At 70.8% G+C, this 23,688-nt stretch carries 20 protein-coding genes and 1 riboswitch; of the genes, 5 read left to right on the forward strand and 15 right to left on the reverse strand.

Annotated features, from left to right (window positions below):
* Positions 1-113: 113 nt before the first annotated feature.
* From OO014_RS01780 to OO014_RS01795, 4 genes are all read right to left on the reverse strand, one after another.
* Positions 114-710 (reverse strand): histidine phosphatase family protein, encoded by a 597-nt coding sequence (locus tag OO014_RS01780; protein WP_272460538.1) that lies wholly within the window; start codon positions 708-710, stop codon positions 114-116.
* Positions 711-712: 2 nt separating this feature from the next.
* Positions 713-1,192, reverse strand: coding sequence for a hypothetical protein (locus OO014_RS01785; protein ID WP_272460539.1), 480 nt, complete (start codon positions 1,190-1,192; stop codon positions 713-715).
* A gap of 117 nt (positions 1,193-1,309) precedes the next feature.
* A complete protein-coding gene (locus OO014_RS01790; protein WP_272460540.1) occupies positions 1,310-3,682 on the reverse strand; it encodes an ATP-binding cassette domain-containing protein in 2,373 nt (790 codons plus the stop codon).
* 16 nt (positions 3,683-3,698) lie between these two features.
* Positions 3,699-4,334, reverse strand: coding sequence for an ECF transporter S component (locus OO014_RS01795; protein ID WP_272460542.1), 636 nt, complete (start codon positions 4,332-4,334; stop codon positions 3,699-3,701).
* A 120-nt stretch (positions 4,335-4,454) separates the two neighbouring features.
* A riboswitch (TPP riboswitch) is annotated at positions 4,455-4,571 on the reverse strand.
* A gap of 61 nt (positions 4,572-4,632) precedes the next feature.
* Here OO014_RS01795 and OO014_RS01800 point away from each other — a divergent pair.
* From OO014_RS01800 to ppdK, 4 genes are all read left to right on the forward strand, one after another.
* Complete coding sequence (locus OO014_RS01800) at positions 4,633-5,061, forward strand: DUF4235 domain-containing protein (RefSeq protein ID WP_272460544.1); 429 nt, start codon at positions 4,633-4,635, stop codon at positions 5,059-5,061.
* 61 nt (positions 5,062-5,122) lie between these two features.
* The gene (locus OO014_RS01805) at positions 5,123-6,532 is read left to right on the forward strand and encodes an MBL fold metallo-hydrolase RNA specificity domain-containing protein (RefSeq protein ID WP_272460545.1); all 1,410 of its coding nucleotides are present in this window, start codon (positions 5,123-5,125) and stop codon (positions 6,530-6,532) included.
* Between the two features lie 168 nt (positions 6,533-6,700).
* On the forward strand, positions 6,701-6,910 hold the full coding sequence (locus OO014_RS01810; protein WP_272460547.1) for a DUF1918 domain-containing protein: 210 nt from the start codon (positions 6,701-6,703) through the stop codon (positions 6,908-6,910).
* 133 nt (positions 6,911-7,043) lie between these two features.
* Positions 7,044-9,788 (forward strand): pyruvate, phosphate dikinase, encoded by a 2,745-nt coding sequence (ppdK, locus tag OO014_RS01815; RefSeq protein WP_272460548.1) that lies wholly within the window; start codon positions 7,044-7,046, stop codon positions 9,786-9,788.
* Between the two features lie 148 nt (positions 9,789-9,936).
* Here the strand turns inward: ppdK and OO014_RS01820 are convergent, their stop codons facing one another.
* The 6 genes from OO014_RS01820 to OO014_RS01845 all read right to left on the reverse strand — a co-directional run bounded on the left by OO014_RS01820 (position 9,937) and on the right by OO014_RS01845 (position 17,545).
* Positions 9,937-11,445 (reverse strand): amidase, encoded by a 1,509-nt coding sequence (locus OO014_RS01820; RefSeq protein WP_272460549.1) that lies wholly within the window; start codon positions 11,443-11,445, stop codon positions 9,937-9,939.
* A gap of 2 nt (positions 11,446-11,447) precedes the next feature.
* Positions 11,448-12,734 (reverse strand): M20 family metallo-hydrolase, encoded by a 1,287-nt coding sequence (locus OO014_RS01825; protein ID WP_272460551.1) that lies wholly within the window; start codon positions 12,732-12,734, stop codon positions 11,448-11,450.
* A gap of 55 nt (positions 12,735-12,789) precedes the next feature.
* Positions 12,790-14,121, reverse strand: a complete 1,332-nt coding sequence (locus tag OO014_RS01830; protein ID WP_272460553.1) for an MFS transporter — start codon at positions 14,119-14,121, stop codon at positions 12,790-12,792.
* A gap of 134 nt (positions 14,122-14,255) precedes the next feature.
* Positions 14,256-15,176, reverse strand: a complete 921-nt coding sequence (locus OO014_RS01835; RefSeq protein WP_272460554.1) for a LysR family transcriptional regulator — start codon at positions 15,174-15,176, stop codon at positions 14,256-14,258.
* Between the two features lie 30 nt (positions 15,177-15,206).
* Positions 15,207-15,863: a response regulator gene (locus OO014_RS01840; RefSeq protein WP_272460555.1), complete on the reverse strand. Its 657-nt coding sequence runs from the start codon at positions 15,861-15,863 to the stop codon at positions 15,207-15,209.
* Between the two features lie 8 nt (positions 15,864-15,871).
* Complete coding sequence (locus tag OO014_RS01845) at positions 15,872-17,545, reverse strand: GAF domain-containing sensor histidine kinase (protein ID WP_272460557.1); 1,674 nt, start codon at positions 17,543-17,545, stop codon at positions 15,872-15,874.
* Positions 17,546-17,678: 133 nt separating this feature from the next.
* Between OO014_RS01845 and OO014_RS01850 the strand changes: the two genes are divergently transcribed.
* A complete protein-coding gene (locus OO014_RS01850; RefSeq protein WP_272460559.1) occupies positions 17,679-18,224 on the forward strand; it encodes a dsRBD fold-containing protein in 546 nt (181 codons plus the stop codon).
* 37 nt (positions 18,225-18,261) lie between these two features.
* Here the strand turns inward: OO014_RS01850 and OO014_RS01855 are convergent, their stop codons facing one another.
* From OO014_RS01855 to OO014_RS01875, 5 genes are read right to left on the reverse strand one after another with little or no spacing between them, the layout of a single operon-like run.
* Positions 18,262-18,975, reverse strand: coding sequence for a hypothetical protein (locus tag OO014_RS01855; RefSeq protein WP_272460560.1), 714 nt, complete (start codon positions 18,973-18,975; stop codon positions 18,262-18,264).
* On the reverse strand, positions 18,972-19,772 hold the full coding sequence (locus OO014_RS01860; protein ID WP_272460561.1) for a helix-turn-helix domain-containing protein: 801 nt from the start codon (positions 19,770-19,772) through the stop codon (positions 18,972-18,974). The genes OO014_RS01855 and OO014_RS01860 overlap by 4 nt, the downstream gene beginning before the upstream one ends.
* Positions 19,773-19,822: 50 nt before the next feature.
* On the reverse strand, positions 19,823-21,067 hold the full coding sequence (gene hutI / locus OO014_RS01865) for an imidazolonepropionase (RefSeq protein ID WP_272460562.1): 1,245 nt from the start codon (positions 21,065-21,067) through the stop codon (positions 19,823-19,825).
* Positions 21,064-22,401, reverse strand: a complete 1,338-nt coding sequence (locus tag OO014_RS01870; protein WP_272460564.1) for a formimidoylglutamate deiminase — start codon at positions 22,399-22,401, stop codon at positions 21,064-21,066. Before OO014_RS01870 ends, hutI begins: the two co-directional genes overlap by 4 nt.
* A gap of 12 nt (positions 22,402-22,413) precedes the next feature.
* The gene (locus tag OO014_RS01875) at positions 22,414-23,646 is read right to left on the reverse strand and encodes an allantoate amidohydrolase (RefSeq protein ID WP_272460565.1); all 1,233 of its coding nucleotides are present in this window, start codon (positions 23,644-23,646) and stop codon (positions 22,414-22,416) included.
* Positions 23,647-23,688: the final 42 nt, after the last annotated feature.

A 23,688-nucleotide genomic window follows, 5' to 3' on the forward strand; every position in this document is an offset into this window, starting at 1 on the left:
CGGACCCCCAGGACGAGGCGGCCAGGGCGGCAGCGGCAGCCAGGCCGAGGAACCGCCAGGCGGTGGCCGTGCGGTGCCCGGCGCCCGTGCGATGCGCGGCGGCCCCCGCTGGCTCAGTCATGGGTGATGGGTTCGTCTCCCCAGGCGAGGAGGCGCCAACCCGCGTCGGGGTCGCCCTCCAGGGTCACGACGAGCGTGTTGTCGAGGCGCCGGGCGTCGAAGAAGCCCGGGTCGAGGTTCGTGGCTGCCGCCACCCAGACCCGCATGGCCGCGCCGTGGCTCACCGCGACCGCTGACTCGTGCCCGTCGCCCGCGATGCGGCGGATCGCCGCCTCGTAGCGGCTCATGAAGCCGATGCCCGAGTCGCCACCCGGGATCGTGTGCTCCGGGTCGTCGCGCCAGCGCTTCACCGCGTCGACGAACGGCCCCCACTCCGTCGACATCTCGTAGTCCCCCGCCTGGATCTCGCGCAGCCCCGGCAGGACGACGACGTCGAGCCCCAGCGCGGCGGCGAGGGGCTCGGCGGTCTGCTGCGCCCGCAGGAGGTCCGAGACGTAGATCGCCCCGAGGTCCTCGCTGGACAGTCGCTCGGCGAGGTCCTTCGCCTGCTGCTCGCCGGCCTCCGTCAGGTGCAGGCCGGGGACGGCCGTGTCGAGCTGGCGGGCGACGTTGGCGTGTGTCTCACCGTGCCGGACGAGGAAGAGTCGCACGGTCAGTGGCCCTTTTCGGTGACGCCCGTGAGGCACTGGACGGTGGCCGGGTCGACGTCCTGGCTCGTGTAGAAGGCGGCCGCCTCCACCGGCACCGTCTCATTGGGCGGGACGGCGAGGTCCACCTCGTGGACGGTGAGTACATCGAGGTCAGTGGTGGAGACGAGGGAGATCGCGACCCCGATGTCGAGCTGCTCGGCGGTCGTGTTGGCGAACGAACCCGCATAGCTCCACACGCCGCCGCTCTGCTCGCACGACTGCGTCGTCAGCATCGCCTCGAGGTCGAACGCGCCGCCCGGCACGGCCTCGGACGGGTCCGCGGACGGTGCACCCGTCTCGTAGGGCGTGATCGTCGGCTGGATCGGGACGCTGACCGTGCCATCGTCCGTGGGCGCCACCTCCGGCTGACCACAGCCAGCCAACCCCACGAGGGAGGTGACCACGAGAGCCAGCCCAGCGGCATACGTCAAAGGTCTGCGCACGACGCCCATTCTGCCCTGTTCGCTCCCACGGCATCGGGGACACCTGACGGACCTTCACCGAGTGCTCGACGGAGCAGGTGCCGTATGCCGCTGGGCCGGCTCCCAGCCCACGGTGCCTCAGGCAGGCAGGAAGAAACGCGCGGCGAACCCTGCGATGACGATGACCAGCCCGGCCACGAGGGCCAAGGTGTCAGCGAGCCGCCACGGCGCATCGCGCGCCCAGGTCCGTCGGCGCGCCTCGGCGAAGCCGCGGGCATCCATGGCGAGGGCGAGGTTGGCCGCCTGCCCCAGGGCGCCGACGAGGAGGCCGCCGGTCACCACGACCGCCTCTCGGATCCTCGGCACGACTCCCCGGTCGGCGCGGATGCCACGCACGCGACGAGTCTTCATCAGCTCGTCCCACAGGGCGTCGAAGGACTGGACCCGCTGCAGGGCAGCGGTGGCCGCGACGACCGGCCTGGCGGGCAGCCGCAGTCGCTGGGCCAGCTGGTCACCGAGGCGTTCGGGGTCGAGGTAGCCCACGACGAAGGCCGAGGGGACCACGAGGCACAGGACGCGTAGGCCGGCGCCCGCGGCGACCTCGAGGTCGCGTCCACCGAGGAGCCAGGCCGACCACGCGACACCGACGACCGCGAGCCCCGCGGGGGCGAGGCGGGTCAGGACGCCGCGGACTCGCCCGACCGGCCGCCGGCCAGAGCCGGGAGCGAGCAGGCCGATCACCCCGAGGAGCAGCTCCACGCCGAGGACTGCCAACCCCTGGCGCCAGGACTCCAACAGCGCCGGGAGCGGGAGGACGCTCAGACCCACCGCGAGCAGCGCCAGAGGGCCCACTCTCGCCACCAGGGGCCGCCGTTCTGGTGTCGCCGGTGGCGGGGAGGGTGGGGGCGCCGTGAGGCGGAGCGTCTCGTCGGCCCGGCCGATGGCCCCGTCGTCGTGGGTTGTCACCACCAGCGCGGCGCCCTCGTCCCGGGACGCCTCCAGGATCCCCATGACGGCGGCCCAGGTCAGGCGGTCCTGGCCCACGGTGGGCTCATCCGCCAGAACGAGCGCCGGTGAGTGCAGGACTGCCGAGGCGACGGCGAGCCGGCGTTGCTCACCGCCGGACAGGTGCCGAGGGTCCGCCGCGCCGAGGCCGGTGAGCCCGAGAGCCGCGAGCACCTCGTCCGCCCGCCGCTCGCTCAGCTCGGGGTCGAGGCCGAGAGCCCGCGGCGTCGTGAGCACGTCGTCGCGCACGGTGCGTCCGACCACGGCCGAGGCGGACCGCTGCGGAACCCACGCCACGACGCGCGCCAGGTCCGTCGAGGACCACTCATGTGGCGGCTCGACGCGGCCCTTGGCGTCGAGGGCGCCGGCCGAGCCGCCCGGAGTCAGCGGAAGGGCGAAGTCGACGCGGCCCGATGCCGGCGCGGTGAGGCCGCCCAAGGCGCCCATGAGGGATGTCTTGCCGGATCCGCTCGGCCCCACGAGCGCCACGACGCAGCCGGCCCGCACGTCGAGGTCGACGCTGCTCACGGCCGTCGTCGTGCGGCTCTCGGCGCCCAGGCGACGGGTGCGGTGCTCGACCGTGACGTCCCGCGCGGCCAGGACGACCTCGCCTCGGCCGACGCTGCCCGCCCCGGCACTGTCGCCCGGCCACGGCGTCAGCTCGATCTCGAGCGGCTCGGGCTCCGGAAAGCCGGGGACCCAGATCCCCTCGGCGGCCAACCTGCTGCCGTGCTCACGCAGGACACTTCGCGGCGGCCCGTCGGCCACGATCGTGCCGTCCGCGCCGAGCACGACGAGCCGGTCCACCAGCTCGACCCAGCCGGTGAGCCGGTGCTCGACGACGAGCAGCGTCAGCCCCCTGCGGCGGGTCACGGTGTCGACCAGGCTGCGCACGGAGGCTGCCGTGAGAGCGTCGAGCATCGCCGTCGGCTCGTCGAGCAGCAGCACCCGGGGCTCCATGGCGAGCGCGCCGGCGAGCGCGAGCCGCTGCGACTCGCCACCGCTCAGCGCACCAGGTGGACTGCCCTCGTCCATCGTCAGGCCGACCTCCGCCAGCGTCGCAGCGACGCGGGGAGGCATGTCCCCGCGGGGCAGCTCGACGTTCTCGAGTCCGAAGGCGACGTCGCGGCCGATCGTCGACGCCACCACTCCTGCCCCGGGGTCCTGCAGGACCAGCCCAACGGAGCCGGGGCGGTCCTGCGGCGCTTCGCCGCCGACGCTGACGGACCCCGCGAGGTCGCCCGAGTCCGCGGTGAGCAGCAGCCCGGCGATGGCCCGGAGCAGCGTCGACTTGCCGGAGCCGCTCGGCCCGGCGAGCAGGACGCGCTCGCCGGGCTCGACGGTCAGGTCGAAGCCGGCCAGAACCGGTCGGCTCCGGCCGTAGGGGCGCCACGTGAGGTCCGCGACGCGAACGGCGGCCCCGGCCTGCGCCGAAGCGCGCTCGGCTCCGCCCTGCGTCGAGGTCGTCGCAGAGCGGGCTCCGGGCCGGGGCTCCGTCGTGGGCATGGCTCTGGCGTGCCCGTCAGACCGCGTGACGCTCCCTGACCTCCTGGCCCGGCGGGAAGGCGTTGAGGGCCCCCGCTGAGGCCAACCCGCGAGTCAGGGCGACGGAGACGATCGAGCCGAAGACGGCGACCGAGGCGCCGAAGAGGAACAGGTAGGCGACCTTGTAGCCCAGGTCCCACTCCTGGTACCAGGAGTACCACTCGTAGACGGCCTCGAACGCGCCGCCGAGGAAGCCGCCGAGGAGCAGCGGCCCCCACCGGAAGGTCGCGTAGGCGAAGGCCGCGAAGCCGAGCTCGACGCCGAGGCCCTGGACGAGGCCCGAGACGAGCGTGGTGATGCCCCACTGGGTGCCGATCAGCGCGGACACCACCGCGGCGAGCAGCTCGGTGAACACGGCGGCGCCGGGCCGGCGGATGACGAGCATGCCGACGATGCCGGCGACGAGCCAGGGCCAGTTGAGGAGCGCGGAGAGCGGCGGGAACCCCGCCGAGATGACGTTGGACGGCGTCTCGTAGACCAGCCCCCAGGCCCAGTAGGCGACGCCGAAGGCGACGCCGAGGAAGGCGCAGGTGAGCAGGTCGATGGTCCGCCAGCGCGGCAGCGGTCCGGACGCGCGGATCTCGTCGGGCCGGACCGAGTTGGATGTGGTCATGATGAGTGACTCCCGTGGTGTCCTTGGAGATGGTGGAGACCTCGGGGAGGGCGACCAACGATCTCCGTCAGTGCATGGCCGTCGAGCTGATGCGCCATGAGATGACGGAGCGCGTGGGTGTCCTGAGAATTACCGACTCCCTTCGCCGGTGCTAACCGGAGCAGGTTCGAGGGTCTGCGGCCTCACGCGTCTGGTGGGCCGCACTCTCAGCGCTACTGCGCTCCCCTGTCGTGAATAGGGTGGTGCTGTTCAGTTTTCAGCCCGACTCTACCCCCACCGCCGTGGGTACAGTCACACCATGGCCAAGGCGAGCAAAGCGGCGAAGCATGACGTGACAACCCCCGACGAGGACCAGCACTCACCCCTCGGCGGACTCGCGTGGAAGGCGATCACCGTCACGTCGACGGTTGTTGCGACGAAGCTCGCCACCACCGTCGCCTCGAAGGGGTGGAAGCTCGCGACCGGCAAGCCGGTCCCGGTGCGGGGCGACTACGACAACGAGAAGACCCGTGACGTCATCGCCTTCACCGCGCTCTCCGGGATGATCATGGCCGGCACCAAGGTCGCCGCCGAGCGCAAGGCGGCGGAGTACTACCGCCAGTCCACCGGACACCTCCCCAAGGCGCTCGAGCACACGAAGCTGACGCGCAAGGAGAAGAAGGCGCACAAGAAGCTCGAGAAGGCGACGGCCAAGGCCGAGAAGAGCGCCAAGAGGCTCGCCTCCTGACTCCTGCGCCACATTCCGGCGCCCACCCAGGTCGTGCGCGACACGATGGACGAGGGTGGTGATGACGGTGCAGCAGGCACGGGCCGCGAGCGCGCTGACCTTCCTCGGGGCCGCGGGGACAGTCACGGGAAGCAAGTTCCTCCTGGAGGCGGGAGGCCGGCGGGTCCTCGTCGATTGTGGCCTCTTCCAGGGCGAGCGACAGTGGCGGCGGCTCAACTGGGACCCACCGCCGGTGGACCCCGCGACGATCGATGCGGTGGTCCTCTCCCACGCCCACCTCGACCACTGCGGCTACCTGCCGCGACTCGTGCGCGACGGCTACTCAGGGCCGGTGCACTGCACGGCCGGGACGGCGGAGCTCGCCCGGATCGTCCTGCGGGACAGCGCCTTCCTCCAGGAGGAGGAGGCAGCCAACGCGGCGACCTACGGGTGGTCGCGCCATGCCGAGCCGCGCCCGCTCTACACGACCCAGGACGCCGAGCGGGCCATCGAGCTCCTGACGCCGTGCGGCCCCGAGCGGCTGCTGCACCTCGGTGGCCCGGACGCACCGGAGTCCATCGACGTCCGGCTGCTCCGCGCCGGCCACATCCTCGGCTCGGTGAGCCTCCACGTCACGACCGGGGACTCGACCGTCCTCTTCTCGGGTGACCTGGGACGGCCGCAGCACCCGATCCTGCACGGGAGGGAGCCCTCCCCCGCGGCCCGCACCGTGGTCCTCGAGTCGACGTACGGAGACCGAGCACATCCGGAGGTCGACCCGTCCCATGCCGTGATGGCCGCGGCGATCCGACGCACGATCGGCCGCGGCGGCTCGGTCGTCATCCCGGCCTTTGCCGTCGACCGCACGGAGGTCGTGCTGCTCGCCCTGGCTGACCTGCTCGCTCGGGGTGACATCCCGGACGTCCCGGTCTGGGTGGACAGCCCGATGGCCCTGGCCACCCTCGACGTCTACCGCGACCCCGCCCACCGCGACGAGGTGAGGAGCGACGTCCTCGAGGCGATCAAGGGGATGCGCCAGCTGCGCACCGCCCGGACCGCAGAGGAGTCGATGCGGCTCAACACACCCGGCACCCCGAGCATCATCGTGTCCGCCTCGGGCATGGCCACGGGGGGCCGGGTGGTCCACCATCTGCGCCACCTGCTCCCCGGCGAGCAGAACCTGATCATGCTCACCGGCTACCAGGCAGCCGGGACTCGCGGTCGGGCCCTGCTCGAGGGAGCGACCGAGCTCAAGATCGCGGGCCGCTACGTCCGCGTCCGGGCCGAGGTCCTCCAGGTCGAGGACTTCTCGGTGCACGCCGACGCCGACGAGCTGGTCGCCTGGCTCGCGGACCTGCCCGAACGGCCAGAGACCGTGCACGTCGTGCACGGAGAACCCGAGGCGAGCCGGGTCCTCGCCCGCCGCATCCGCGAGGAGATCGACTGCGCGGTCACCATCCCGAGGCTGCTCGAGCGGGTCCTGCTCGACTGATCGCCCGGCCCTCAGTCAGTCGTCGCCGAGCGGCCCCGAGTCCCCGCAGGGATGAGGGCCCGGCCTCGGCCCACGACGTGATCCTCGCGTCACCCCTTCCGGCCGAGGCCCCTCTAGTGGTGTGCTTGGAGGGCAACGAAGCCGGACCGTCTGAGGAGGACCACACTCATGAAGGCAGCCGTCGGAGACCGGATCACCATGGCCGCAGAGCACGTCGGCGAGCGGGTCCGTGAGGGCACGATCCGCGAGGTGCACGGCGAGGACGGGGCGCCGCCCTACCTCGTCGAGTGGTCGGACGGGCACTCCGGGCTCATCCACCCCGGCCCCGGCTCGGTCCTCAAGTGCGAGCACCAGGAGAGTCACAGCGCCGGCAGCTGAGGAGCGTGACGAAGGCTCGGGACCAAAGTCCCTACTGCCCCCTAGGGGTATCCGACGCACGATGCAGGAAGGCGGGACCCCTCGTCAGCCTGCGATATGAGGCAGGGCCCGCCGTGTAGGCCTGGAGACTGCCATGACCGCAACGGACCTGACCATGCCGATCAACACCAGTGGCCGCCCGCTCGTCCTCGAGTTCCACGAGGGCGACCGGACCATGGCCGAGCTGCTGGGGGGCAAGGGCGCCGGGCTCGCCGAGATGACCCGCCTGGGACTGCCCGTCCCTCCCGGGTTCATCGTGACGACGGAGGCCTGCCGCGCCTACCTCGCGGCGGGCGGTGACCCGGAGGGGTTGTGGGACCAGGTCGACGCGGCGCTCGCCGACCTCGAGACGCGCTCCGGGCTCGTCCTCGGCGACCCGGACCGGCCGCTGCTCGTGTCGGTGCGGTCAGGGGCCAAGTTCTCCATGCCGGGGATGATGGAGACCGTCCTCAACATCGGCATGAACGACGAGGTCGTCGCCGCTCTGGCGGAGCGCGGCGAGGCGCACTTCGCCTGGGACAGCTACCGCCGGCTCGCGCAGATGTATGGCCGGACCGTCCTCGGCGTGGAAGGCGCGCGGTTCGACGACCTGTTGACCGAGGCCCGGGCGGACGCCGGGGTCGCCACCGACGCCGAGCTCGACGACGCCCACCTCCAACGGCTCGCTGCGGCCTTCCGGGAGCTCATCATGGCCGAGACGGGCAAGGAGCTCCCGCAGGACGCGCGCACCCAGATGCGCGAGGCCGTGCGCGCCGTCTTCCGCTCGTGGAACGGCGAGCGCGCCCGCCTCTACCGGGCCCACGAGGGCATCCCCGACGACCTGGGCACGGCCGTCAACGTCGTCCAGATGGTCTTCGGCAACCGCGGCGACCGCTCCGGCAGCGGCGTCTGCTTCACCCGCGACCCCGTGACGGGTGCCCCGGGGGCGTTCGGCGACTATCTGCCCAACGCCCAGGGTGAGGACGTCGTCAGCGGCGTGCGCAGCCCGATGGACCTGTCCGAGCTGCACCGCCGCGACCCCGAGATCCACGACGAGCTCACCCGCCACCTGCAGACGCTGGAGACCCACTACCGGGACCTCTGCGACGTCGAGTTCACCGTGGAGCGCGGGCGGCTCTGGATCCTGCAGACGCGCTTGGGCAAGCGCAGTCCCGCTGCGGCCTTCCGAATCGCGGTCGAGCTGGCCGACGAGGGGGTCATCGACCTCGATGAGGCGCTGACCCGCGTCAACGGCCACCAGCTGACGAGCCTGCTGCACCCGTCGTTCCAGATCGGTGCCGCGAGTCCCTTGGCCGGCGGCCTGGCAGCCAGCCCGGGGGCCGCGGTGGGCCAGCTCGTCTTCGACGCTGCGACGGCGATGGAGTGGGCCGGGCTCGGGCGCGACGTCGTCCTCGCGCGTCCCGAGACGAGCCCCGACGACTTCGGCGGCATGCTGGCCGCGAAGGCGGTCATCACGTCACGGGGCGGCCTCACGTCGCACGCGGCAGTCGTCGCTCGGGGGCTCGGCAAGACCTGCGTGACGGGCATCGAGGAGATGCTCGTCGATCCGGTCGGCCGGGTCGCGACGTTCAACGGCAGCCACGTCCTGGCCGAGGGCACCGTGGTGTCGGTCGACGGCAGCACGGGCGAGATCTTCGAGGGCAGCCGCGAGATCCAGGCGAGCGTGGTCGCGACGGCCATCCAGGCCACGGCGTCCGACGCGACCACGGAACCCCCCGCGGACCCCACGGCCGGCGCGGTGCTCCGTCTCCTCCAGCAGGCGGACAAGCGCCGCACCATGGGCGTCCGAGCCAACGCCGAGACTCCTGAGGAGGCCCGCACCGCGCGGCGTTACGGCGCCGAGGGCATCGGCCTCTGCCGCACGGAGCACATGCTCATGGGCCCCCGCCGCGCGCTGGTCGAGCGGGTCGTCACCGACGACGACGCGCCGGGCGCGCTCGAGGAGATCGAGGCACTTGCGCTCGACGAGTTCACGACGCTCCTGACCGTCATGGAGGGGCTGCCGGTCGTCGTGCGCCTGCTCGACCCGCCACTGCACGAGTTCCTCCCGGACCTCGTCGACCTCTCCGTGGCCGCCGCGGTGGCGGCCGCCCAGGGCGAGGCCGAGGACCCGGTGGCCGAGAAGCGCCTGGCCGCCGTCCGGCGTCTGCACGAGGCGAACCCGATGCTCGGGCTGCGCGGCGTGCGACTCCTCCTCGTCCACCCGGAGGTGGCCGAGGTCCAGGTGCGGGCTCTGGCGGAAGCGGCGGCACGGCTCCTCGCGGAGGGCCGCAACGTGCGGCCCGAGGTGATGCTGCCGCTCGTCGCGGAGGTCGCCGAGCTCTCGGCCGCGCGCGAGCGGCTCGAGTCGGTGATCGCTGACGTTGCTGCGCGGCACGGCACGACGCTCGACATCCCGGTCGGCGTCATGATCGAGCTGCCGCGGGCCGCGCTGACGGCCGGGGCGCTGGCTGCCCACGCAGACTTCTTCTCGTTCGGCACGAACGACCTGACGCAGACGACGTGGGGCATCTCGCGCGACGACGCAGAGGCCAGCTTCCTCGCCGCCTACCGGGAGGAGGGCATCATCGCGGCCGACCCGTTCCAGACGCTCGACGAGGTCGGCGTGGGCGCGCTCGTGCGGACCGCGGTCGAGCAGGGCCGCGCGACACGCCGCGACCTCGAGCTGGGCGTCTGCGGTGAGCACGCCGGCGACCCGACGTCGATCGGCTTCTTCGCCGGAGCCGGCATCGACTACCTGTCGTGCTCTCCCCCGCGGGTGCCCGTGGCGCGTCTCGAGGCCGGCCGCCAGGCGGTGCTGAGGTCGGCTGGCTCGCGCGCGGCGAGCGACACGCGATAACCCCAGGAGGCCGTATGCCGCTGGGCTGGCTCCCAGCACCCGGACGCTCGAGTGGCCCCACTCTCCACAGGCAGGCTGGGGACAGTGGGGCCACTCGAGTTGCGCTGGGTGCCTGCGCGTGACCCGGCGAGGCCAACCGATCTCCGGATCAGCTCAGCGTGGGCCAGGGGACGCGCGGGAGCAACGCCTCAACGGCTGCACCCACGGCGAACACCGCATCCTCGTCGAAGGGATGCCCCACGATCTGGACTCCCGTCGGAACTCCGTTGGCAGCCAGTCCGCTGGGCACGGCAAGGACTGGGCAGCGATTGGCCACGTTGAACGGGCTGGTGAGGTGGGCCTCCCAGTAGTGGCCCAGCCTGCGACCTTCGACCTCGATTCCGTCGAGGTACTGGCCCGAGGCCTCCAGCGAGGTGACCGCGGACGTCGGGCAGATCAGGACGTCAACGCCCTCCATCGCCACGGCCAGCTCTGCCTGCAACGCCGCGTCCAGCTCGAGCGACTCGACGAGGGACCGCTGCTCTGCTGCGGCTCGGGCATCCGCCATGAACTGGCGTGTGTAGGGCGCCAGCTGCTCCTCGGTCCCGGCCGTCTCGCGCTCCATCGCTGGACCGAGAATGTGTCCGAAGTGGGTGAAGATGATCGTCGCGATGCGTGACGTCGTCCACGGGAGGGCCACGTCGACAAGGACCGCGCCCGCGGACTCGAGGGCACTGGCCACCTTCAGGGTGTTCGCCTTGACTTCGGGTGCCACCGGGTAGTCACCGAGCGTGAGTGAGATCCCGATTCGCTTGCCCGCCAATGCATCCAAACGCTCGATCAGTGGTGTGGCGGTCGGGCGGCTGGCGGTGGGGCCCCAGGACGAGTGGTCCGCTGCATGGCGCCCCGAGAGGACGTGGGCGAGCAGCTCCGTGTCTGCCACGGTTCGGCCCATCGGCCCGTCTCCGCGGTACCAGTCGGCGGCCAGCGGCGCCTGACCCGGGATACGGCCATAGGGGGCCTTGTAGCCAACGGTTCCGGTGAAACCGGCAGGGACCCGCGTCGAGCCGGCGATGTCGCTCGCTGTGGCGAGGGTCGTCATCCCCGCGGCCAGCGCCGCGCCGGCTCCTCCGGACGAGCCGCCGGGAGAGGCGGCACGGTTCCAGGGATTCCGGGTGACGCCCCACATGGCACTGTGCGTCACGGTGGCGCAGCTGAACTCCGGGGAGGTGGTTCGCGCATGGATGATCGCACCGGCATCCCTGATGCGGGCCACGACGGGATGGTCTGCGCCCGCGACGCGACCGCGATGCGCGTGCAGCCCCTGCTCGATCCTGCGCCCGGCGATCCCGTGCTTCTCCTTCGTCGCGATGGGGATGCCGAGCAGCGCGGGTGGCGTCTCCCCCGTCGACGCGCACTTCAGATACAGGTCGGCGGCCGCCCGCGACTGCTCCAGCGCCTCGTCGAACAGCGTCTCGGTGAAGGCGTTGATGCCAGTTACCCGATCCCCGTTGACGGCATCCGCACGCTCGACGACCGCGCGCAGCAGTTCGACCGGCGACAGCTCCAGCGACGTGAACGCCGCCAGGGCCGAGACCGCGTCGAGGTGGTGCAGGCCTCCGTCCCTCGCGTGCTCGAGGTCGTGGTCAGCCAGCCCGCCCGCCGTGCCGGTGCTCACGGTCACCCCTCCATCGCCATGGCGCGCTCTGCGATCCCCTTCCGACCGTCGTCCAACGCCCCGTTCACCAGTTCCCAGGTGACCTCGGTCAGGGCCGAGAGGCCCGAGACCATGTCTTGGTCGCTGGTGAACTCCCGCTCGCAGTGCGAGACCCCACCGGCTGACGGGATGAACATCATGACGGTCGGAACGATCCGGTTCATCGCCACCGAGTCGTGACCGGCCATGGTCCTGATGCGGCGAACCCCGAGTCCGAGGTCGGCTGCGACCTTCTCCACGAGCACGATGCCGTCCTCGGGGTAGTGCTGGATCGGTCGGACGTCGAAGTCGTTCACGTGGATCGTCAGGTCGTGTTCCCTCGCTACGCCCTCGATGCTCTCCAACAGCGAGGCCCGGGCCTCCGCCACGATCTCCGGTGAGGCGGAGCGCAGGTCGGCCACCAGGTGGACCCGACGCGCAACCACGATGGGCGAGTTGGGCTCGAGCGTCAGGTGGCCGACGGACGAGACCAACGCCTCGTCCTCGAACTTCCGCGTGACCTCATGGACGAGGACCACCACTTTCGACGCAGCCACCAGAGCGTCGTGCCGGTCAGACATTGCGGTCGCGCCGGTGTGAGACTGTTCGCCCAGCACCTCGATGTCGAGCTTCTGTGTGTACCAGCTGAAGTCGACGGCGCCCAGGTCAAGCCCCTCCCGCTCGAGGATCCGGCCCTGCTCGATGTGGATCTCGGCATACCCAGCCACCTGTGGACGCTCGTCCTGTCCGCGATAGCCGATCCGTTCGAGGGCTTCGGCCACCGTGGTCCCGGCCAGATCCTGGACCTGGAGCATCTCGTCCTCGTCCATGAGACCGGCGAAGACCGAGCTGCCCATGATCGAGGGCGCGAAGCGACCGCCTTCCTCGTTGAACCAGTTGACGACTGCCAGGTTGTACGGCGGCACGGTCTGCCCCACGCCGGCCGCAGCCACCAGGCGCTCGACCTTCTCGGCGGCATGGAGTGCCGCGATGACGCCATAGGCGCCGTCGAAACGGCCACCGAGCGGCTGGCTGTCCAGGTGGGAACCGATGAGCACGTAGGGTGCACCGGGCCTCCACTCGAGAAGGGCGAACATGTTGCCGATCCCGTCGACTCGGACGTGCCAGCCGCGGGCAGTGGCGAACTGCGTGAACCAGTCGCGGGTCTGGCGGTCCTCATCGGTCGCTGCCTGCCGGTCAACGCCGTTGGCCGGCGTGGCACCGATGGTGGCCACGTGGTGGAAGTCCGCCAGGAACTGTTGGGCGCTCATGAAGTGGCTCCTTGGGTGCGGCTGCTGTTCAGCCTGCGAGGGAAAGCGGGAGGAATCAGTGAACTTGCCGGTGGGTCTCGGGCACGTTGGTGAAGATGAGGAGACCCAGGACGACCACAGCGGCTGCTGACATGTAGAACCCCGGCGCCGAGGAGACGCCCGTCTGGGCCACCAGGGCAGCGCCGATGAACGGGGCGGTGCCGCCGAACACGGCGTACGCCACGTTGTAGCTGATGGCCGCAGACGTGAACCGAGTGCGAGTCGTGAAGATCTCGACGAAGAACGTGTAGCACCCACCCCCGTAGATGCACAGCGGGACCACGAAGAGCAACTGACCGGCCAGTGCCAGTGCCAGCGACCCACTCGTGACGAGCATGAAGCACGGAACGGCCAGGACGGCGAGGGCCAAGGAGCCGGCGATGAGCATCGGCTTGCGGCCGAACCGGTCCCCGAGCAGGCCCCCGATGGGGAGCAGGAGCGCGTACAGCATCATGGCTGCGGCGTTGGCCAGCAGGGACTGCTCGCGGCTGAGGTCCCCGGTGGTCTGGACGTAGGGGACGAAGTATCCCGAGAGGAAGTAGAACCCCATCGCGGTCAGACCCATGACGAAGATGACCTGGAGCATCCGCACCTTGTTGTCGCGGAACGTCTCCCGGAGTGGGCTGAACTCCTTGGTGGCGGACTTCGCCATGACCTGCTTGAAAGCGTCGGACTCCTCTGTCCGAGAGCGAATCCACAGGCCGAAGAACGCCAGGGGAAGTGCCAGGAGGAAGGGGATCCGCCAGCCCCACGCCATGAAGGACTCAGCGGCCATCGACTGGGAGAGCACGAGAATGAGCGTTCCGCCCACGACGGACGGGAGTGCCGTGGCTGCAAGGGTGATGTTGAGCCAGAAGCCCCGACGGTTGACTGGGGCGTGCTCGAACACGAACGCTGGTGCCCCCACCGACTCGCCGCCTGCCGAGAAGCCTTGGATCATGCGGCAGAGCACCAGCAGGACCGGCGCCCAGAACCCGATGGAGGCATAGGGCGGCAGCAGTCCCATGAGGGCCGTCGCCGTGCCGATGGAGAGCAGCGTGATGTAGAGGACGCGACGCCGACCGATCCGGTCGCCCAGCGCACCGAAGAACAGTCCGCCGAGCGGGCGAACCAGGAAGGCGACGCCGAAGGTCGCAAAGGTGGCCAACAAGGCCGTCACGGGGTTGCTGTCCGGGAAGAAGAGCTGAGAGATGACGACGGCGGACAGCCCGTAGAGCGTGAAGTCGTAGAACTCGATGAACTGCCCCACGCTCCCACCTGCAAGGACGCGGTACTGCATCCCGGAAGGGCGCGCCGACTGGTTCATCGGTGCGGGGCGGGCCTGGAGATCGATGCTGTTGGTAGACATGGCGTTCCTTTCGGGACCTCGCTGTCCCGGTCGTTCGTGCCACCCGGCTCTGCCGGCTGCCGACCATGGTTCAAGAGCAACCTTTCAACGGTCCAATTGATTCTTTCTGTCAGTGTCATCGAGGGAATCGATCATCAAGTCGATTCGGTGGCCTCGAACAGGGCGCGCGTGACGTCAGCGAAGGCCTGTGCCTTGGCCGTCGGTCGGACGCCGGGTTGGCTCACGAGGACCACCTGCACACCTGGGAGGCTCTCCTTGATCGGCAGGGGCACGACGCGACCCCCGGCATAGGTCAGGTCGTGGTCCAGCCGCTGGTTGAGGACCGAGTAGCCGTGCCCTCTGCCCACGAACGACCTGACGGTCTCGTATCCGGTGGCTCGGTGCCGGATCTTGGGCACCACACCGGCGATCTGGAAGAGGCTCATGAAGTACTCGCGAGTGTGGGGCAGATCCAGGAGGATGAACGGCTCATCGGCGAACTCCTGGAGGCTGACGCCTTCGTCGCGGCGGCCGGCGAGCGGGTGGTTGGCTGACACCAGCACGTGCGGTGGCACGCGGGCGACGACATGGCGAACGATCTCCGGACCGAGGCCGAGGTCATACATCAAGGCGAGCTCGCAGCGGCCCTGGGCCAACGCCTGTCGCAGGGTCTCCTGGTCGGCTTCCAGGAAGGTCACGTCGACTCCCGGGTGCTGGTTCTCGAAGCTCTGCAGAATCACCGGCGCACGGAAGGGCGCCAACGGCGAGAAGACCCCAACGCTCAGCTCCCCGACGAGGCGACGCTCTTCGCCGTGGACGGCCTGGTAGAGCATGTCCGCTTCTTCGAGGAAGGCCCGACATCGGCCGACCATGAGCTTGCCGGCAGCGGTCAGACGCAGTCCCCGCCGAGGCACCCGGGTGAAGAGCCGCGTACCCATCTCTCGTTCCAGCTGGTTGATCGCCGAGGACAGCGTCGACTGGGTCACGTTGAGCGCAGCGGCGGCCGCGGTCATGTTCTCGAGTTCGGCCACAGTCTGGAAGTAGCGCAGCTGGACCAGCGTGAACTGCCTGCTCATTGCAGCATTGTCAGTCACGCCCCGGGCTCGTCAGTGGGCAGAGGGGTCGTGCGGCTCCCGGTGGGTCGCTGCGTAGACGGCTGCCTGCGTCCGGCTCTCCATGCCCATCTTGCTCAGGACCGACGAGACGTAGTTCTTCACCGTCTTCTCGGCAAGGCCCAGGCGGTCCCCGATGTGGCGGTTCGTCATCCCCTCGGCGACGAGGTCGAGAATGCGCCGCTCGACCGGCGACAGCGTCTTCAGACGGGGGTCGTGCTCCTCGTGGGAGGCCCATCGCTCGCGCAGCGCCTTGGCGTGGGGATGGTCCGAGAGATCCTCGCCGGCCGCCACGCGCCGGATCGCCGCGACGATGCCCTCGCCGCTCAGCTGCTTGAGCAGGTAGCCGGACGCGCCGGCCAGGACCGAGGAGACCAGCGCCTGGTCGTCGTCGTACGACGTGAGCATGAGTGCACGGATCCGGGGGTCCACGGAGCGGACCTCCCGGCAGACCTCGATGCCGGAGCCGTCCGGGAGGCGCACGTCGAGGACCGCCACGTCCGGCAGCAGGGCAGGGATGCGGCGCGCTGCCTCACGCGCAGATCCCGACTCCCCGACCACCTCCATGTCGGAGGCGGCCTCGACGAGGTCGCGCAGGCCCCGCCGGACGATCTCGTGGTCGTCCAGGAGAAACACCTTGATCGTGGTCATGCCATCCCTCAGGACCTCGCGTAGGTGGGCACGCGCCACTTCAGCTCAGCCCCGCCCGCGACTCCGCGGCCGATCTCGAGGGAGCCACGGTGCGCGAGCGCTCGACAGCGCAGGTTGACGAGGCCGCTACGGGCATCCTCGGCGTCCAGGCCGATTCCGTCGTCCGTCACACGGACCATGAGCCCGCCGCCACCGACGGCAGCTGGCGAGACAGCGACCTGTGCGGCTCCGGCCCGGGCGTGGCGCGCCACGTTGGCCAGACCCTCACGGACCACAGCGACGACATCGGCCCGCAGCTGGTCGGGCAGCGGACCCAGCCCCCGCGCGACCGTCACCTCGGGCACGAAACCCAGGCTCACGGCATACGACTCGGCGATGGCCCGCAGGACGGCGCGGAGGTTCTCCCCCGGGTCCTGGTGGTGCAGCTCGAAGATCGCCTGGCGGATCTGCCGGATGGCCCCGTCGAGGTCGTCGACCGCCTGACTCAGGCGGGCCCGGACGACGGGGTGCTGGGCGAGCGGCACCGCCGACTGCAGCGACAGCCCGGTGGCGAAGAGCTGCTGGATGACGTGGTCGTGCATCTCACGAGCGATTCGCTCTCGCTCCTCCAGCAGTGCCACCCGCCCCCGGTCCGCATGCGCCTGGGCGGCCAGGACTGCGACACCGGCCTGGACCGCATACGCCGTCTGGGCGGGGAGCGCCTCCTGCGCCGTCGACTCGTCCTCCTCCTCCCAACCGGTGATGAGGACGCCGTTCCCGCGGGGCCCGGTGCCGAGCGGGACCAGCGCCACGGCGGTGCACTCATCGAGCCCGAGGACGGCCCGGGCCTCCTCGGCCGGGCGAGCGCGTGAGTCGACGGCGCCACCCGGCACGTGGAGGATCGGCTGGCGCGAGGCCAGCAGTTCGTCCCACTCGCTCCCGGCGAGGATCGCTCCCGACGGCTCACCCGAAGCGGGCAGGGGCGCTCCGGGACGACGGTCGATCGCCCGGACCTCCAGTCGGCCGGCCGGATCAACGAAGGCCACGGCGCTGACGACAGCACCGCTCAGCTCACGCACCTGGGTCGCCATGAGCGCCACGGAGGGCTCGTCGGAGTCCGACTCGAGCAGCGACTGGACGAGACGGCTCGTCGCGGCGGACCACCGCTGGCGGACCTCGCTCTGGGCGAGCAGCCGGGCATTGTCCAGAGCCGAGCCGGCCGCACTGGCCAAGGACACGAGGAGAGACTCGTCCTCGGTGGTGAACGGCCCCCCGCCGCGCTTCTCGGCGACGTAGATGTTGCCGAAGATCTTGTCGCGGATGCGGATGGGCGCCCCGAGGAGCGAGCGCATCAGCGGGTGGTTCGCCGGGAAGCCGACTGACCGGGCGTGCAGTGTGAGGTCGTCGAGTCGCAGTGGCCTTGGATCGGTGAGCAGCAGCCCGAGGACGCCGTGGCCGGCCGGCGGAGCACCGATGGCGGCCGCTTCCTCAGGGGTCAGTCCGTGGGTGTAGAAGCCCGCGAGATGCCGTGCGTCCGGGCCCAGCACGCCGAGCGCTCCGTAGCGTGCGCCGACGAGCTCGCAGGCTCCCGAAACGATCCGGGAGAGCACCTCGGGCAGGTCGAGGTCGGCGCTGAGCGGCATGATCGCGTCGACGAGCGCTGCCAGTCGCTCATCGACGGGCTCGACCTCGTCCCGCTCCATGTATCGATCGTAGGCAGAACCCTCGCCTACGGGTTCGTTTGGCGCAGACCCGACGATCGGGACCTTCGACCCTGCCCGACCGGGGGGCTCAGTGGTGTCCTGACGGAGTCGGCAGGACCTGAAGGAGGCCAAGATGCAGGCACGAGTTGGAGACCGAATCATCCTCGCGGCGGAGCACATCGACGAACCGACTCGGGACGGCGAGATCCTCGAGATCCGCGGCGACGAGGGCGCCCCGCCCTATCTGGTCCGCTGGTCCAACGGGCACACCGGCCTCATCTATCCCGGCCCCGGCGCCGTGCTTCGGATCGGCGCGAACGAGGTGCATGTCGAACCGCCGCCAGTGACCGTCGCGCCCCGGGCGCCCGCCGCCCCCGTCAGCGCCGCGCCGCTCGAGCCGGACCGGCCGGCCCATGTCCGGGAATGGAACGTCCGCGTCTCGATCTTCGAGTCCGGGGACGAGACGAGCGCCAACGTCGTGCTCCTGGCCGACTCGCCCGAGCGACTCAGCGCCCGCGGCACCGCACACCGCTCGGCCCATGACCTGGGGGTGCCGGAGATCGGCGACGAGGTCGCCGTGGCCCGCGCCTTGCGGCACCTGGCTGACCAGCTGATGGAGATGGCGGAAGGCGACGTCTCCGACCTGACTGGCGAGGAGGCCCACATCAGGGCCGTCTGACCGCGGACGCGCGGGCCCGCCGCACTCACGGGCAGGCTCAGCCGACCAGCTGACCGAGTCGCTCCAGGCGAGGTTCGACGTCAGGAACGAGCATTGCCCGGTCATGCTGCCGCGTCAGCTCAATCATCACGCGCAGAGATCGTCGCTCACCTTTGGTCAGTGCCAGTCCTCGGGTATCTGTAGCAGCGAGCATGGCGGTCAAGACAGCGAAGTCCTCACAGTGACGCTCACGGTTAGCACCAAGAGTGTCGATGCGAGCCTTGGCCTTCAGGATCATGGCGCCCACGAGGCTTGGCCGCGGGATTCTTCCAATGCGCGCAGCGACCTGGACCTCCACGACCTCGGTGCGCGCCAACGCCTGCGTGCCACCCGGCGCCGCGACGGTCGGAAAGCCCGTGATGGACGGACGGGCCTCTGCTCGCTCCCCCATGCCTTCCGGGACAAGCACGTCGATAACGGCTTCACCTCTGGTCCACCGGTGCTGAATTCCGTCCGCGCTCGCGGCGGCCGGAGCGAACTGCAGCGCTTTCAGTGAAGCAGTCACCGAGCCGAGAACCGTTGCATCTCTCCCGTTGACGACGGCGTCCGCGTCATCAGTGGGACGCTGTGGCCGGAAGCCTCGCTCGGCGCAGTGCAGATGGACCAACTGGCCGCCGATGAGAGTCCAGTCGTGCGGGTGAGCTTCGTAGAGGTCCAGGAGTGCGTGCCAGGCAGCTTCCTGCCGCGCCCCCATGGCTGGCAGGACGATCACGCGAAGACACCTATGGCCAACTCGCGCGCACGGGACTGCTCCCGTGGGCCCTCGTGTTCGAACAGGTCGGCGGCGAGCAATAGGGGGGACACCCGGTCCGGCCTACCTGGCGCGACGTGGAGAAAGACGTTGGGGCTCGAATCGACGCGCGGTGGGTCCAGCCAGTAATCATTGACGACGGCGGCGAGGTCGTCGAGGGCCACGTATCCCTCGACTACCCGAGGGTCCTCCATCCCCGACCGCGGATCGGACAAGCCAGAGAGGGCAACCCGTTCGTCCCCCCTCAGGTCCTCCAGGTCGGGGAGGGCGGCCCTGTAGAGCTTCCGGTCCGCACGCGCTCCCAACCATTGGAGGAGACCGTCGAGGGCTGGTTGCCCTTCCGCGCCTCCGAGTGCCTCTGCAGCGTGCAAGACCCTGAGGAACGCGCGTCGGCGCGAAGACCTGCTGGGCTGGGGCAGAACGACTGACCCCTCGGCGATGGCGAGCTCCAGAGGGTGTGGCGACTGGGCCTGCGGGCGCCAGTCGTCGGCATAGACGAGACGCAGGACATCTTCGAACGAGAGGCCACCCTCAGCCTTGAGTATTGCCGCAGCATCCACGCGCTGAATGGCATCCCAGACGAGCTCGGGATTGACCGGCCTTCCGCGGCGTTTGAGCTCAGGCACCACGGACAGGTCAACCAGCCACCGGCCGCCCACCCTGTCCGCGATCAGGGATCCCTCATCGATCCGCTGCCGCACGCGCGCCGGTGACACCCCCAGTCGTTCAGCGGCTTGAGGAACCGACAACCTCGCCATGGCATAATTCTATCGGTTTCGCAAGAATTATGGAAGCAGCGGTCTGGGCGTCAGTTCGGCATGCCTCTCGTTGGGGCATGCCCAGGCATAGGGCTCGGTAGGACATCGAGCGCTCGGACGAGTGGCACGCCGGCCCGGTAGGACAGGTGCAGATGGCTGGGGCCGTCGATGACCGCCAGCTCGGCGGGCGCCCCAGCGACGACCCGCCGGTCCAGTCCGAGCGAGCGCCCCGACACTGCGGTCGCCGCGTGGAGGGCCTCGGCGGGCGTCATCCCCATCTCGCGCACGGCCAGGGCGATGGCGAAGGGGATCGACGACGAGTAGCAGGTGCCGGGGTTGCAGTCGGAGGCGAGCGCCACGTCGACGCCGGCGTCGATGAGGCGTCGCGCGTCGGGGTAGGGCGAGCGCGTCGAGAACTCCACGCCGGGCAGCAACGTGGCCACGGTCGCCCCCCGCGCAGCAGCCAACGCGTCGATGTCTGCGTCACTGAGGTAGGTGCAGTGGTCGACGCTGGCGGCGCCGAGCTCGCAGGCGAGCTGCACGCCAGGTCCGTGGCCGAGCTGGTTGCCGTGCACCCGCAGCGCGAACCCCCGGGCGCGCCCCGCCTCGAGGATCACGCGCGCTTCCTCGCCGGTGAACGCGTGCCCCGAGTGGGGCTCGCAGAAGACGTCGACGTATGCCGCTGGGCTCGCTTCCAGCCCATCGGTGAGGAGGGCGTCGAGCATGGGTCCCGTGACGAGGTCGACGTAGTCGGCGCGGCGGTCGGCATACTCCGGGGGGACGACGTGGGCGCCGAGGAAGGTGGTGTGGGGGGTGAACTCGCGGGCGATCCGCAGCGCGCGCAGCTCGTCCTCGAGGGTCAGTCCGTAGCCGCTCTTGATCTCGACCGTCGTCGTGCCCTGCGCGCGCATCTCGGCGACGCGGCCAGCGACGAGGGTCCGCAGCTCGTCGTCGCTGGCCGCCCGGGTGGCCGCGACGGAGACCTTGATGCCGCCGCCGTCGTAGGGCGTCCCGGTCATTCGGGCGGCGAACTCGGCGGACCGGTCGCCGGCGAAGACGAGGTGCGTGTGCGAGTCGACGAACCCGGGGATGACGGCGCGACCGCCGAGGTCGCGGCGTTCGTCGGCAGCCGGCGCGTCGGCGGCCGGCCCGACCCACTCGATGATGCCGCCGCTGACCACCACGGCCGCGTCCCGGATGATGCCGAGCAGCCGGTCGCCGGGGTCGCCCTGCCGCTCCCCCCAGACAGGGTCGTTGGTGACGAGCTCACCAATTCCGTTGAGCAGCAGGCTCATCCGCCGACCGCCGCAGAGATGACGCGTTCGATCGAGGACCCGAGGAGCCGCCCGACGTCGCCGAGCCGGTGCTGCCCGTCGCGGACGACGACGTCTCCACCGACGACGACGGTCGACACGTCCGACGCGACACAGGAGTAGATGATCTGCTCCGGTGTGGACCCGGCCGTGTTGACCGTGTCGCTGCGGACGGTGACGAAGTCGGCGAGGGCCCCCTTCGACAAGTGGCCACCGTCGGACCAACCGAGGGCGCGGTAGCCGTTGAAGGACGCGGCGTGGAGCAGCTCGCTGGAGGTGAAGCGGTCGCGCTCGTTGGTGATGAGCCGCTCGTGCATCTCGAGGCCGCGCAGCTCCTCGTAGGGGTCGATGACGACGTGCTGGTCCGTCCCGAGCGAGAGCGGGGTGCCGGCGTCGTGCAGCGCGCGGGCCGGGCCGATGCCGTCGGCGAGGTCGCGCTCGGTCGTCGGGCAGAAGCATGCTCCCGTGCCGGTGCCGCCGAGCAGCTCGATGTCGCGGTCGGTCAGGTGCGTGGCGTGGATACCCGTCACGTGGTGGCCGAGGGCGCCGGCCTCGTCGAGCAGCTCGGTCGGCGTGCACCCGTAGAACATCTGGCAGGCGAGGTTCTCGCCCGGCTGCTCGGACAGGTGGACGTGCAACGGCATCCCCGCGGCGGCCTCGACGACCTTGGGCAGGTCCTCGCGGCGCACGGCGCGGATCGAGTGGATCGCCGCGCCGAGGCGCACCCGGTCGTTCTCGGGGCGCCGCGCGAGCATCCGCTCGGCCCACGCGTCGACGGAGCCGTCGCTGAAGCGGAGCTGTCCCGGGTGCAGCTCGACGTGGCCGCCGCCGTTGAGGCCGCCCTCGAGGTAGCACGTGTCGAGCAGGGTCAGCCGGATGCCGGCCTCGTCCGCGGCCTGGCGCACCGCGAGGCTCATCGCGTTGGGGTCGCCGAACTTCTTGCCGCCGGGCCGGTGGTGCACGTAGTGGAACTCGCCGACCAGCGTGAACCCGGCCAGGACCATCTCGGCGAAGACCGCCCGGGCCAGCGCGAGGTAGGTGTCGGGGTTGAGCTGCGCCGCGATCTGGTACATCTGCTCGCGCCAGTTCCAGAAGTTGCCGCCCCCGCCGTTGACCCGGCCGCGCAGGGCCCGGTGAAAGGCGTGGCTGTGCGCGTTGGCCATGCCGGGCAGGGTCACCCCCTCGAGGATGACGTCCCGCTCGTCGGGGTCGGTGTCGACCTGGATCTCGCGGAGCAGGCCGTTGCCGACGACGAGTCGGACCCGCTTGGCAAGTCCGCCGGTCAGCCATGCGCTTTCGCACCAGAACGCGGTCATCAGTGGAGGTCCTCAGTCAGCATCTCGAGTGCACAGGTCGGTCACGACGGCGGCGAGCGCCGCAACCCCATCGTGGCAGTCCGCGGGCTCCGCGTGCTCGACAGGGGAGTGGGAGATTCCGGTCGGGTTGCGCACGAAGAGCATCGCCGTGGGGACCCCATGGGTGGCGAGGATGCCCGCATCGTGCCCCGCCCCCGTTCCGAGGTGGGGCGCATCAGGGAGTATGCCGCTGAGCCGGGTCACGAGGCCAGCATCGAAACGCGTCGGCGGCGTCCACGACTCCTCGCGCTGGGTGGCGTCGAATCGCTCGGCCGTGCTGACGACCCCGGCGACGGTCGCCCGCACGGCGGCCTCGTCCTCCCCCCGCGCATCCAGCCACGCGGTCACCTGGCTCGGCACGGCGTTGACCCCGCCCGGCTCGACCACGACCTTGCCGACGGTGGCGACGCAACCCAGCTCAGCGGCATACGTCCTCGTGTCCTGGACGACGGCAGCGAGCCCGAGCATGGCGTCCTTGCGGTCGACCAGGCGGGTGGTGCCGGCGTGGTTGGCCTCACCGGGGATGTCGATGCGCCACCGGCCGTGCGGCCAGATGTGGGTGCCGATCGCCACGGCCCGGCGAGGGTCGCCGAGGTCCTCGGTCCCGTCAGGAGCGAGCGCCAGCGCCTTGCCCTGCTCGACGTGCAGCTCGACGAAGGCCGCGATGCGCCGCAACGCGTCGGGATCGGCGCCCATCGAGTCCGGGTCCCGACCGGCCGCACGCCACGCCTCGGCCATGGTGACGCCGTCGGCATCGCTCAAGGAGCGGGCGCGGTCGGCGCTCAGCTGGCCGGTGATGATCCGCGAGCCGGCGCACGCGACGCCGAAACGCGCGCCTTCCTCGTCGACGAAGTTGACGACCCCGAGCGGGCGGTCCGGGGTGACACCCGCGGTGCGGAGTGCGTCGACCACGGCGAGGGCGCTGACGACGCCCAACGGGCCGTCGAAGGCTCCCCCGTCGGGCACCGAGTCGAGGTGGGAGCCGATGACGATCCCCGGCTGCTCGTCGGGGTCGCCCCACCACGCCCACTGGTTGCCGGCCCGGTCCTCGGTCAGGTCCAGCCCGCGCGCCCGGCACTCGCCGGCGAACCACTCCCGCAGGTCGTGGTCCGTGCGGGTCCACGCGAAGCGCCGGTAGCCACCCGTCTGCAGGTCACGCCCCACTGGCTCGAGCTCGGACCACATGCGGGTGAAGTCGGTCGCCATGCCTCACATTCCACACCGGCAGGCCGCGCCGGCCCCACTGCG

The organism is Intrasporangium calvum, assembly GCF_028446585.1.
Classification (GTDB): domain Bacteria; phylum Actinomycetota; class Actinomycetes; order Actinomycetales; family Dermatophilaceae; genus Intrasporangium; species Intrasporangium calvum_A.